The following is a 13,239-nucleotide window of genomic DNA, read 5'->3' on the forward strand; positions in this document are numbered from 1 at the left end:
TCCGCTCAGGGTTGCTTCAGATAGGTTCCGCTCAACGAATAGTTTTCAACCGCCTCCACGCTCACTGCTCCGTCGAACAAGCGCAAACGATAGAGCGGATCAGCGAGTTTTTTCTGACCGATGATCAGATTACCCGCCTGCAATGGCCACTGGTCGTTAACTTCAATGGCGGGTTTGCCGGGTTGCGTCATCACCATCTGAACAGACGCGACTTCGCCCCCGTTCTGGTCGGTCGCCGGGCTGATCTTCAACGTCAGCCAGGCTGAACGCTCGTCCGTCGTCGCCAACACATATCGACCTTCGCGCTGGCTGCCCTGCGCCGCTGCAAATTTCTGCGGCGCAATCCTGAACGCCGTCGGCCGCGCATAGATGGTCCGACTCTTTTCGCCATTCTTCCATGTTCCACTCTGGAAGCCATGCTCATCAGGCTCGCCTGCCACAAACCAATCGCCGGTCGGGCGCCCTTGATCGTCGAACTCATGCAGCGTTACGCCGCCATCCTCGTAGGTTTCACCGAACAGCCGAATCGGCTTGCCGTTGCCGCCCCGGGTGTAGCGCACCTCACCGACGTAGACCCCGCCCTGCACCTGCCACCACAATTCAAAAGCAATCTTGTCGTCGAGCTTGCCGCGCAACATCACCGGCGCAAGCCCCACCGGCCCTTCCAGGCGACGCTGCTCAACCCACTTGCCGTCCTGCAAGACTCGATCCGTGATGTCTGTGTAACCCACCGGCATCAGCTGGTGAGCCTCGGACGGCGCCTGCGCCACCTCAATGGTCTCGGCCACTTTCTGTGGCGTATCTCCCTGCATCTGCCATGCGGCCTTCTGACGCCAGCAGCAACCGCTTTTCGACCGGGTGAGTAACTGTTTAGCGGTCGAATCTACCTCGAGCAAGCCTAATTGCGGCTCACGGGTCAGCGCCGAAAGTCCCTTGTTCAGAACCAGCACCGGACTCGATTCATCGGACAGATAGATGTCATAGGACGCAGCGGCATACCCGCCGTCATTGCCGTTGCGCACGGCCAAGTCTTGTTGCCCGTCGAAGTTGAAGTCTGCGAACACCACCAGTTTCTGCTCATCACAACGCAATGCCTGCACCGGCTCACCCACCGGCAACAGCTCGGAAACGTCGGCAGAATCGATGCGCTGCAAGACCTCGCGACTGGCCTTGTCCCGCACGGTGATTTGCGCGGGGGCCCGGTCGAAGCTCTGCGCTGGCGGTTGCGCGACCAATACATCGACGAGGTATTTCTGGGCAGGATCGGAGAGCTGGCAGGTCAACGGCGCGGCCGTCGCCGAAGCCGTAGCACACAGGCAGGCTAAAAAAACCAAACGAGGGGCAACCATGATGCAGAGCGTCCTTGCGGCAAAATCGGGGCGGCAAGTCTAACGACAATCGGCGTGGCCCGCACTTGTCGATCTACGGCAGCGCCAGCCGACTACAGACTGACTACGCTGTTAATCCTGCGTGTCTACCTGCCGAGGATGACTGCCATGCAACGCTTCCAAAAACTCACGCCATGCCTTTGGTTCGATGATCAGGCCGAAGCGGCAGCGAAGTTCTACTGCTTGATCTTCGACCACTCGAAAATCACCGCCCTCACCCACTACAGCAAGGTCGGCCAGGAATTCCACGGCCGCCCGGAAGGCTCGGTGATGACCGTCAGTTTCGAACTCGATGGCCATGGCTTTACCGGCCTCAATGGTGGTCCGGTGTTCCAGTTCAACGAAGCGGTGTCGTTTCAGGTCAACTGCGACAACCAGGAAGAAGTCGATCACTTCTGGGGCAACCTGTCGGCCGGCGGACCGGTCGAGGCGCAGCAATGCGGCTGGCTCAAGGACAAGTTCGGCGTGTCGTGGCAGATCGTACCGGTGGCGTTCATGCACATGATGACCGACGCCGACACGGCAAAATCCCAACGAGCGATGCAGGCCATGTTGCAGATGAAAAAACTCGACATCGCCGAACTCGAACGGGCGTTTGCCGGGCACAGCTAATACATTCGGACCCTGGTCTGTCGGGAACAACAACAATGAAACACGCCGCAGCGAGCGCGCTGCTGATTTCATCCGCGAGCACTGCACCGAGTTACTCAGTCTCGAGGACATTTGCGCGGCGGCGCATTTTCAGGGGGCGTTCAAACAGCATTTGGCGACTACGCCGGGCCAGTATCGCGGCTGAAAACAAAAACGGCCCGTGAAGGGCCGTTTCAGTTGCACAGGCTTACAGGCTCTCGTCAGCCTTCAACTCCAGATTATCCAGCACCCGATTCACCGCCAGTTCCCCCAGCATGATCAACTGCGCAATCCCCAACAGCACATGCCGCTGCGACGCATCGAGCATGCCGGCGAAGTCGTTGGCCATGACCTTGGCCGAGGTCAGGGTTTCGGTTAATAAATGCGTCCCCTTTTCTGCCGTGGCTGTTCGCAACAAGCGTTTCAGGCTGACGGCAACAGCGCAATGACCTCTACCGTTTTGCTAACGCGACAAATAACGAGGCCGCGAGTGTCATCCCCAGTGATCGCAACCATTATAGGTTCGGATCCAACCGCAGTCGTACCAATAACCTGTCCCGATTGAGTAGCGATAGTGGTTACAATATCTGTAGTTAATCCAGTGCAATAGACTTCCGTGCCTGAATGGTTCAACGCGAGACACTTCACTCCTGGTGTCACCGAAATAGTTCGAGTCTGCGTCCACGTAAGCCCATCAAACTGCAGAACAAAACTTTGAGTGTTATTTGAACCGCAGACAAAAATGCTATCTCCCCCGGGACTCACCGCAACGTCATAGGCGCCGATATTCGTAGTAATTGTCCTAATAACAGCCAACGTGTTGATATTAATTATTGAAACAGAGCCTGGAGTGACAATTCCGTAGTTGCAAACATACAGTAGTGCTCCATCTGGGGACAAGGCAATGCCTCGGGGATAACGACCCACAAGTATAGTGCTGACGACTACCTGATTGACGAGGTCCAGCACTTGGACCGAGTCGCCATCCCAAGTAGTGACATACGCTTGGCTTCCATCCTCGTTCAGCACGATCCCGAGCGGCGTCCCAATTATTGGTATTTCGGCGATCGTCAACAACGTCCGCGCATCTACAACCGAAACCGCCTGGGACTGGCAGAGGTAGATACATGTGCCATCCGGACTGTAAGCGACCTCTCCAAGGCCCTGCTTTATCTGAGTCTTGCTTCGACGCACGGTTGCGCTCGCAACATCGATCTCATACAGGGAATAACTGCAAAGTACGCATGCGCTCTTACCATCCGGGCGAATCGCGATGCCGTATGGATTGTCATTCAGGAAAATCGTCCCTACCGGTATCTGCGCCACAATGGTCAACGCGGCACTTGCAGTCGATCCTCCACTGACTGCCTCGATAGAAAATGCTCCCACCCCGCTACCCGCCGTCACTCCAGTCAAAGCGATCTTTCCATTCGCATCCGTCGTAAAAATGCCCTCATTTGAATCGCCTGGAAACGTCGATCCCTGCGGCAACGTCACGGTGACAATTTTCCCCGCAGCCGGCTTTCCCGCTTCCGTGACAACCAGTTCAATACCCGTCACTTGCGCGCCGGCAGTTGCGGAGTAAGGAGCATTGAGAAACGCCACCACGACATCAACTTCCACTGTCAACAGACGCACATTGGAATAAATGTTAGTGGGGTGGTACCGCGACTTGGCATACAAACGCCGCGGGCCCACCGGTACGGTGATCGTACGCAGCCAATCCCCGTTCAAGGTGGCGGTTTCGATGCCTTTGGGCACCGCGCTCGGACCACTTCCATCATAAATCTCCACTTGCTGGAGTGGATGCGCCTTGCCTTTGAGGGTAAGTGTCGTGCTGGGCGTGGTGGCGTTCGGAGGCACTTCGTTGTTGTTCTGGTCCAACACGTTGGTCAGCGTGGGAACAATGAGCTGTTGGTTGGCGGTGATCGTGATCGAGGTAGTCGCCGACAGACCAGTGTTAGCCAATTGATCACGCGCGATCCCGGAAACCGAATGGGTGCCGTCGCCGATCTGCAAAAGGTCGGCGGCAGTCAGGTTGTGAATGATCGGCTTGGTGGGATCGGGGTTGGTGAACGTGATGGTCCAGGTGCCAATGGTTACGGTGATCGTGTCGTGCGGCCGCGCGTAACCAATGGTGATGGTGATGACTGCCAGCTGTCCCGGACCGATGCTCGCCGGATGGGTAATCGTGATGGTTGGCGCAGGGTTATTGAACAGCAGGTCAAGCACCGGCTTGGAATCCACGAAATTCCCGCTGAATCGATTCAACCGATAAAACAGCGTGTTTGCACCATTGACCAGCCATCCCCACGGCAGAGTGATTGCGATGCGGTCGTTTTCCTCACCCACTTTGATAATAACGATCACACCGGTCGGTTGACCGTTAACCCACAATTCTACCCAGTCACCGGCTGCCATTGTGGTGGACAGCGTTGCAGGTGGATCAATCACCATGTACAGGCCCGTGGATAGCGAATATATCGCCAGCGGAATGCCCCCGTGGAACAACCCTGCAGGGAGTAGCGGCGTCCTCCATCCCGGAATGAACATGGGCGACGCCAGCAATCCTGCCGTAATCTGCGCTGTCATGAGAATGGAATTCATTGTTTGCTCCTCAGGTGCCGCGCATGAGCGATTTCGGGACAGGCCTCATCACACCGCGAAAAGAGCAATTCGTCACCTGTCAGATCTGACAGGTGAGCGTGGTTTTACGACCAGCGGTCATGAATCGAATGCGCGTGCCTTTCCCGCAGAAACAAAAAACGGCCCGTGAAGGGCCGTTTCAGTTGCACAGGCTTACAGGCTCTCGTCAGCCTTCAACTCCAGATTATCCAGCACCCGATTCACCGCCAGTTCCCCCAGCATGATCAACTGCGCAATCCCCAACAGCACATGCCGCTGCGACGCATCAAGCATGCCGGCGAAATCATTGGCCATGACTTTGGCCGAGGTCAGGGTTTCGCAGGCGTTGGCCAGCAGTTCTTCGCTGTCGATGCCGGGGGCAATTTTGTAGATGGTGTTGGGCTTGAGCGCGGGTTTGCGTGGCAGGAACGGGTTGAGGTAATGATCGAGAGCGCGTTCGGCGGCTTCGTGGAATTTCTTTGAATCGAGGGATTCGTAGGGTGTGGTTGTGTCGGTTTCGGGTGGGTTTGGTGTTGGTTTGATCATGGTGAAGCTCCTTGATTGATGGAGCTGCAACCGTTCGCGGTCAAACGAATGAAGGTGGCAGCTGTGCGCGGGTTGACCGACCGGAAATCAAGGGATCCGGCACACCCGAAGGTGTCCCACGCACAGCCACCGCGACACGATGGTTCAGAAAGAAATCTGAAACCGGTCTTGGGGCACTGGCGCGCCTTGATTGAGTCGGACGGTCAAATCCGATCGCTGATTCGTCAACGACCCGGAAACGATAAGCCCCGCCACCAAGGCGCACAAGCCGGCCGATTCTGGCGTACGTGTAGGCAAAAGCGCAAGGCGCTGTAGCTTTCTGGAAATAACCTTAAACATCTTTAAACCAACTTGCCAAAACAGCATGCGCTCATTAGATGCGCCAACTCCAGCAGCACAGTTATTTATTGATGTATCAAGTAACAACTATCCCGACCCGCCCCACAACTACACAATCAGACAGATATAGCCAATCACCCCGCCAACCCCGCAAACCAGCGACTTCCTTACGATTGAAAGACAATCCTGAAACAGTTGGTATATCAAACAACCCACCACTTTCCCCACCGCGCTTTACTCTCCAAACGCCAGCCGCCTGAAGCCAGACAGCCAACTAACGAATGTTTATTTTTTATATATAAACGAGCCATCAGAAAATGGATTTTAACTAATGCTATCCAACGACAATAAAGCCGCGTATTCCGCCGACACACTTCAAAAGAAATCCGTTGCTCAAACAATCACCGACTTCATTGCCAATCAATACGCCATCGAAAGTCTCGGCTGGGCATGGAACCAGATTCTTGTTCGCGGTGTAGAAGACAGTGCATTCGATCAGACGCATCGTCTTGGCAAAATCTCGTTGGCGATACTCGTGCGGCGTCCCGAGTTCAAGGCGCTGCGTGAGCGGCGCAACATGCCGCAGAACGCGATTTTCCTGGTAGATGACAATGGCCGTTTGTATTTCTCTTACAGGAATCTGATCTCCAGCAAGGATCATCCGAGCGCGGAATACGTTTCGCCCCGGGACATCACTACCGAAGTCGCCGGGCTGACGGATTTTGCAGAGGAACTCAGGCTGTTGGCCAAAATGGCCAAGCTGAGTGGCGGCTGGGTGACCAGCGGAGACGAGATCATTGTCGCCCAGTGGCTGCGCTTCCAGAAACTGCAAGTACCGGATAATGAGCAAGACACGCGCGGCCTGCTTGATCTACTGAACTTTTCGACATTGCCCGAGCGTCCCAAGTACGCAAACTATTGGGAATTGCTGGACGCTCCTGACGATTCTGTTTTCCAACTGAATGAACAGCGCCGGGCAATTATCAAACAGGTGACAAACGATCTCACCGGCGGTGATGCGCGGCTGGTGGAGGTCTTTGGCGCCCACTTGAAACTTGAAAGCGCCTCGGCGGACGGCTTCTCCAACAGCACCGACTATCGCCTGCAACGCTTGATCGAAACCACAGTCTGGGCGTCCGGGCAGGCTCAGGACTACTTGCAGGCATTGGGTTGGTTTACTCAAGAAGGCGCATCGAAACCGTCACCGGAATTTATCGAGCAACTGATCATTGCGGCGCTTCTACTGGATTTCGATCCAGACTTAGACGCTGCGAATACTCACTTCGCTGGCTTCGATCTGTATTCGCGAGAGTATTTCAAGCGCCATCCATCCCATGTAAAGGCGCGACTGGAAAAGCATCTGATCGGTAACCTGGACGTGGACTTTCTGTTCGCCCCGCTGGTGGCGGAAATGGTCCTCGGCGGTATGGCGCCGGAGTATCTGTTTGCCGACTGGCCGTCCAGCCTGCAAATGGGCACGCCGGCGTGGGTGGTGGCCACTCAGGCTGTGCATCTGGTCGAAGCGCTGATTCCTGGCGCCAGCCGCAAGATGACCTATCAACATCTGATGGGCTTCAGCCATTCGGCCAAAGCCATGGCACCGCTTGCCGCATTGCAGGCTGAAGGCGCGGTCGATCCGGTGGTCAGCTGGGCATTGATGAACGGACTGGTCGTGCGCGATGCAGAAAGCAATCTGAGCCCGGAACTGGTCGCACTCGCCACTCGCGAATACGACCATTACATCACCATGATGCTGGAAGCCGCCGAAAGGTTTTCCAGACCGTTGCCAGATCGCAGACAACTTGCCCTGCAAGAACTCAAGGTGCAGGAACAGAACTGCGATCCCGACGAGTTGCTGGTCAAAGTGCGTGGCAGCGGTGGCGGTGCCGGGCGCCAGGTTTCGGTACTCGATCTGTATATGGGCGACGAACTGCACACCCAGGATTGGAACCGCAAAAAAGGCCCGAGTATTTACGAGGCCTTCCCCGATCTGGTGAACCTGACACCGGTTCCCGAACTATATGAAGATGCCACAGGTACGCACTTCGAGGCGATTCTTGAGGGCCTGACGCGGAATATCCAGATCGCCATTTCCCAACTTGACCCGGAAGATGCGGCATCGATCGAACTGGGGGCTGTGGGTGTCTACTGCGTACAGAAACTCGATTATCGACCTCAGAGAGCCACGCAAGGTGGAGGGGTAGCCGGGGGGTTTTGGGCTGCTGGCGAAACGGGCCGTTACGGCGTTGTGATCTGCGTGCAGGATAGTTACGCCATCAAATGTTTTGAGTTGTTTCCACTGCGAATGGAGTGTCGATATAGCTCCAGCCTTGAGGATATTTTCAGCCCGCTCGTGTCCGGGAGCTACTTTGACCTCGACACCCGCTTCGTCGAAAAGAAAGAGTTCGAAGGAACAATCCCGCTTGACTTGCAGGCCTACCTGAAAAACGTTGCGCCGAAGAATAATCAGCAATCGCGGGTTCAGGTTCGCAGAATCGCGACACTGCCAGCAGATACCGCAGATGACTACAGTCCGGCACCCTACTTCCGCTCTGAGCGCATCGCATCGCTGGCCCGGCTAATTGCCGCAGCAAATCCGTACATCACCCAAAAAGAGATCCACCAACTGGGTCTTCAGCAGACCACGCGGGAAAAGGCGATTGAAAAGACCGAGGCCATCTTCAACGTTATCCTCAACCTGATCATTCCCTTCAAGGGGTGCGTGGAAGGATTGACTTCAGGTGATCCAAAAAAACACGGCGCCGCCATTTTCGACTGCATTGTCGACGCCGCAGTGCTGGCACTGACGTTTGTGGCCGCACCAGTTGCCATTGCCGCCGCCACCAGCAAAGCCGTGACCGTTGCCGGCAAGCTGCTGTCGGCCTCGCGGGTGTTGGCAAGCCTGGCACTGAGCCTGTTCAACCCGTTGTCGGGACTGCCGCAGTTGCTCAAGGGCGGCGGCAAATTGCTCGGGCGTGGCGTGGCCAAGTTGAGCGGGCATACACTTTCCGTCGCACGTCAGGCACGCCAGCAACTGCGTTTTCTGACCGGTGCCAACAGTTATGACCTGATCAAGGCAATCGAACATACCGGTGCGGCTTCGCAAGCCCGCATGTCGCTGGACACAGTGGCACATGCGCGCGCGCTGTTGAAAAGTGATGCCATCGAAACCGCGCAACAGGTTGTGGCGCGTCTCAGTGAAAAGCACTTCACGTTGCCAAAGGGGATTCCAGATACGGAACTGCGCCACCTCGCCAACAACGCCGTTAAAGAAACCGCTTACCAATACAAACAGGCCAACGATCTGGAATCGCTGATCGGTCGCCCGGCGCTGGACGAGTTGACCGACGCGTTTATAAAAGGTCATCCCCTGCAGTTCAACGACGTGCGCAATACCGCGCAGAGTTACGCAGAAACCCTGGCCGACCTCTACGGCCTCGAAGCCAAAAAAGCCCGATACATGACGGACTATCAGCAAGGCGTCCTGAAACAGGATCTGGGCAAAGCGCCTTATAGCGACGTAATGCCAGAGGCTGCTTTCAATCCGCTGGGCTACACCGATCAATCGCAAAGAGCAGCGGCGTGGATGTTGAAAGGCTCGACCTCCGACGGTAATGACTTTGAAAATATTCTCGGGGTTTTGCGCGAGTTCACCAGCAACAACGCGCCTTTGGCCGATCCGACTGTTATCCGGGAGATCCACCGCAGACTGGTACCGGAGGCTGTCGGACGGGTGCGCGATGCGGGCTCCCCAACCAAGTACGGCAGCAGTCCCACCGGTTTCTCCTTGCTGGAACAGCACCTGAAAACGCTGGACGCGAGCCATCCGCACTTTGATAAACACCTGCTCGCGGCCGTGGTCGGTTTTCAGGGATTTGGCGACGGCAATGGACGTACGGCAAGTGCGTTGTATTCGATCATTCAACTGCGGCGGAACGGGTTCAATGCCCTGCCACCCCACGTATTTGCATCACTCAACGGAATATTCTGATACACCATCGGAAAATGGATTTTCAATGATTACTTCAACAGACAACCAGACATACACGCCCACCAATACACTTCAGAAAAAAAATACAATCCAGACAATCAGCAACTTTATTGAAGACAAGTCCGTTATTGAACGCCTTGGCTGGGCCTGGAACGAGATCCTTGTCCCGTGCATCGAAGACAGTGCATTTGACCGAATCCATCGCAGTGGCAAAGTTCCTCTATCCATACTTCTGCGCAGTGATGAATTTCACTTCGTCCGCGCTCGACGCAAGATTTCGGATGATGCAATTTTCCTGGTGAACGAGCATGGCCGGCTGTTTCACAGCTATCGAAACATGGTTTCCAGCAATGACCGGCCCGCCATCGCGTTTGTGTCTCTTCAAGACATCACCGCCGATGTTGCAGGTCTGGCGGATTTCGATGACGGCCTCCAGCTATTGGCCAAAGTCGCCGCATTAAGTGGCGGCTGGATCATCACCGGCGATGACATCACTGTCGGCCAATGGCTGCGCTTCCACGGACTGGACATCCCGGACAATGAACAAGACACCCGGGGCCTGCTGGACCTGCTGAACTTCTCGACATTGCCCGAGCAACCGAAATACGGAAACTGCTGGGAAGTGCTGGATGCACCCGACGCTTCGCCGTTCAAACTGGACGACAACGCACGCTCAATCATTCGTGATGTGAACCATCGCTACTCGTGGCAAGACGACCTACTGGTGCATATCCACGGCCGGCATTTAATGCTGGCAAGCACTTCGGCAGACGGTTTTTCCAACAGCGAGGACTTTCGCCTGCAGCGCTTGATTGATGGCGCCGTAATCAACTCCAGGCAAGCAAAAGAATACCTCGACGCATTGGGTTGGTTTGCCGGGGAGACCGCGAAACCAGCGTCTCCCGAATTGATAGAGCAGCTTTTGATTGCAGCACTGCTGCTCGATCTCGACCCGAACCTGGATGCGGCCAACACCCACTTCGCCGGGTTCGATCTTTATTCGAAAAGCTTCTTCAGACGCCACCCCGACGATGTACGGGCGCAATTTGAAAAACACCTGATCGACAGCGTCAAACTCGACAGTCTGTTCGCGCCGCTGGTGGCACATATGGTCCTCGCCGGCATGGCGCCGGAATATCTGTTTACCGACTGGCCGCAGAGCATGCGAATGGGCACACCCGCCTGGGTGGTTGCCACACAGGCCGTGCACCTGGTCGAAGTTCTGGTGCCAGGCGCCAGCCGCAAGATGAATTATCAACATTTGATGGGTTTCACCCAATCCATAAAAGCCATGGGGTCATTGGCAGCGCTGCATGCCGTCGGGTCCGTAGACCCGGTGGTCACCTGGGCGTGGATGAACGGGTATGTCACCCGCGACGCAAACGGCAGTCTGAGCCCGGATGATGTAATTCGCGCCGCACGCGAATACGAACGCTACATCGACATAATGATTGAAGCTGCCGCCAGGTTTTCCACACCTCTGCCGGATCGTCAACAACTTGCACTGCAGGAGTTGAAGTCCGAGGCAGCGGAGTGCAATCCGCATGAGCTACTGGTCAAACATCGCGGTACCGGAGGAGGTGCCGGCAGGACAGTTTCGGTGCTCGACCTTTATATGGGTGATGAACTTCACACAGAGGATTGGGACCGCATCAAAGGCAGCAGCATCTACCAATCTTTCCCGCGCCTGAGCGAACTGTTTCCTGTTGCCGAGTTGTATGCAACGGCGACTTCCAGTCACTTCAATATCATCGTGGGTGGGCTGCTGCGTAACATTCAGATCGCCATTTCACTACTGGCTGAAGAAGATGCGATATTCCTGCAACACGGCGCGGTCGGCGTTTACTGCGTGCAAAAAATCAAAATCAAACCCGAAAAATCCAACGGACGAGGCGGCATCAGTCCTGCTACCTATACTCCGGGAGAAACAGGTCGTTACGGCATCATTCTGTGCGCGCAGTACCTCGACGGTATCAAGTGCTTTGAGTTGTTTCCGCTGCGCATGGAATGTCGCCACAACCCGCAACTGGAAGCGTTCTTCGCACCTCTGGTTTTCGGTGATTACTTCAATTTCAACACTCACTTCGTCGATCAAAAACAGCTTCAAGAGGTTCCCATTGATCTGAACGCCTACTTGCAGAACCTGGCTCCAGGACCAGACTTCAAACGCAGGATTCATGTACGCAAGATCGGCGCATTCGCCGCTGGCACTGCAGAAACGTACGATCCGACACCTTTTTTCCGCTCTGCGCGCACGCAAGAGCTGGCCAGATTGATCTCTGAAAAGAACCCGTACATCACCGAGAGCGAAATTCATCAACTGGGTTTGCAACAGACGGAACGGGAAAAAGCCATTGCGAAAACCGACGCCATCTTCAATATCGTTCTAAACCTGATCATTCCCTTCAAGAGCTGCGTGGAAGGACTGACTTCCGGTGACCCGAAAAAACACGGCGGTGCGATTTTTGACTGTATTGTCGACGCAGCCGTGTTGGCGCTGACCTTCGTCGCCGCACCCGTTGCAATCGCTGCGGCCGCCACCAAAGCAGCAACCATCGCGGGCAAACTCCTTGCGGCGTCACGCATATTGGCGAGCACGGCCATCAGCCTGTTCAACCCGATTTCCGGATTGCCACAACTGCTCAAGGGCGCTGGCAAACTCCTCGGGCGCGGCGCGGTAAAGCTGAGCGGACAAGCACTCGAACTTGCCAACCAAGCCAGACAGCAACTGCGTTTTTTGAGCGGCGCCAACGGCTACGACCTGCTCAAAGCGATTGATCACACCGGCTCGGCGGCCCAGGCACGCATGTCGTTGGACACCGTCGCCCACGGGCGTGCGTTGCTGAAAAGCGATGCAATTGAAACCGCCCAACAAATCGTCACGCACTTGAGCGAAAAGAACTTCAAGTTGCCCAAAGGGGTGACCGAAACAGAGTTAGGCCATCTGGCCAATAACGCGGTCAAGGAAACCGCGTACCAATCGAAACAGGCAGGTGACCTGCAATCCTTGATCGGTCGCCAGGCGCTGGAAGAGCTTACGGAGGCGTTCGTAAAAGGCCACCCTGTTCAGCTCAACGATGCACGCAGCACTGCCCAGAGTTACACCGAAACCCTGGCGGTGCTGTACGAACTCGAAAGCAAAAAGGCCCGATATATGAAGGGTTACCAGAAGGACGTTCTGACATTTGATCTGGGCAGGCCGCCCTACAACGACGTGATGCCGGATTCACTCTTCAATCCAATGGGCTACACCGATCACTCCGAGAGAGCAGCCGCCTGGATGCTCAACGGCTCAACGTCCAACGGAAACAACTTCGATAATGTCGTGAACGTTTTACGCGAGTACACGGCCAACAAGGCGTCTTTGACCGATCCAGCGGTTATTCGCGATATCCATCGCCATCTTGTGCCGCAAGCTGTGGGCCGAGTGCGCGATGCGGGTGCGCCGACCAAATATGGCAGCAGCCCCACCGGTTTCGCGCTACTCGAAGAACATTTGCAGGCGCTGAACGCAAGTCATGAGCACTTTGATAAACACGTGCTCGCGGCAGTGGTGGGCTTCCAGGGTTTTGGCGACGGCAATGGCCGCACTGCCAGCGCCCTGTACGCGATCAGTCAATTGCGGCGCAACCAGTTCAAAGCCATGCCACCCCACGTTTTCAGGGAACTCAACGGCATTTTCTGATGTTCGCCATTTGAATGGATGACAAAGACCCGTAC

At 55.7% G+C, this 13,239-nt stretch carries 6 protein-coding genes and 2 pseudogenes; 4 read left to right on the top strand and 4 right to left on the bottom strand.

Annotated features, from left to right (window positions below; all coding sequences use genetic code 11):
* Positions 1 to 5: 5 nt before the first annotated feature.
* The gene (locus ACP7BN_RS12490; protein ID WP_426204434.1) at positions 6 to 1,349 is read right to left on the bottom strand and encodes an XAC2610-related protein; all 1,344 of its coding nucleotides are present in this window, start codon (positions 1,347 to 1,349) and stop codon (positions 6 to 8) included.
* 147 nt (positions 1,350 to 1,496) lie between these two features.
* On the opposite strand from ACP7BN_RS12490, the gene ACP7BN_RS12495 reads away from it, so the two are divergent.
* Both ACP7BN_RS12495 and ACP7BN_RS12500 read left to right on the top strand, forming a co-directional pair.
* Positions 1,497 to 2,000: a VOC family protein gene (locus ACP7BN_RS12495; RefSeq protein WP_426204436.1), complete on the top strand. Its 504-nt coding sequence runs from the start codon at positions 1,497 to 1,499 to the stop codon at positions 1,998 to 2,000.
* A 52-nt stretch (positions 2,001 to 2,052) separates the two neighbouring features.
* Positions 2,053 to 2,184 (top strand): annotated as a pseudogene (locus ACP7BN_RS12500) (helix-turn-helix transcriptional regulator); the annotation flags it as partial.
* Between the two features lie 42 nt (positions 2,185 to 2,226).
* Here the strand turns inward: ACP7BN_RS12500 and ACP7BN_RS12505 are convergent.
* From ACP7BN_RS12505 to ACP7BN_RS12515, 3 genes and pseudogenes are all read right to left on the bottom strand, one after another.
* A pseudogene (locus tag ACP7BN_RS12505) lies at positions 2,227 to 2,391 on the bottom strand (DUF6124 family protein); the annotation flags it as partial.
* Between the two features lie 50 nt (positions 2,392 to 2,441).
* Complete coding sequence (locus ACP7BN_RS12510) at positions 2,442 to 4,625, bottom strand: cytochrome D1 domain-containing protein (protein ID WP_426204438.1); 2,184 nt, start codon at positions 4,623 to 4,625, stop codon at positions 2,442 to 2,444.
* 192 nt (positions 4,626 to 4,817) lie between these two features.
* Positions 4,818 to 5,189, bottom strand: a complete 372-nt coding sequence (locus ACP7BN_RS12515; RefSeq protein ID WP_426204440.1) for a DUF6124 family protein — start codon at positions 5,187 to 5,189, stop codon at positions 4,818 to 4,820.
* 670 nt (positions 5,190 to 5,859) lie between these two features.
* Here ACP7BN_RS12515 and ACP7BN_RS12520 point away from each other — a divergent pair.
* Together ACP7BN_RS12520 and ACP7BN_RS12525 are read left to right on the top strand one after the other, a co-directional pair.
* The gene (locus ACP7BN_RS12520; protein WP_426204442.1) at positions 5,860 to 9,519 is read left to right on the top strand and encodes a hypothetical protein; all 3,660 of its coding nucleotides are present in this window, start codon (positions 5,860 to 5,862) and stop codon (positions 9,517 to 9,519) included.
* 25 nt (positions 9,520 to 9,544) lie between these two features.
* Positions 9,545 to 13,204: a hypothetical protein gene (locus ACP7BN_RS12525; RefSeq protein ID WP_426204443.1), complete on the top strand. Its 3,660-nt coding sequence runs from the start codon at positions 9,545 to 9,547 to the stop codon at positions 13,202 to 13,204.
* Positions 13,205 to 13,239 lie beyond the last annotated feature (35 nt).

It is taken from the genome of Pseudomonas sp. TWP3-1, from assembly GCF_049896625.1.
In the GTDB taxonomy this organism is placed as follows: Bacteria; Pseudomonadota; Gammaproteobacteria; order Pseudomonadales; family Pseudomonadaceae; genus Aquipseudomonas.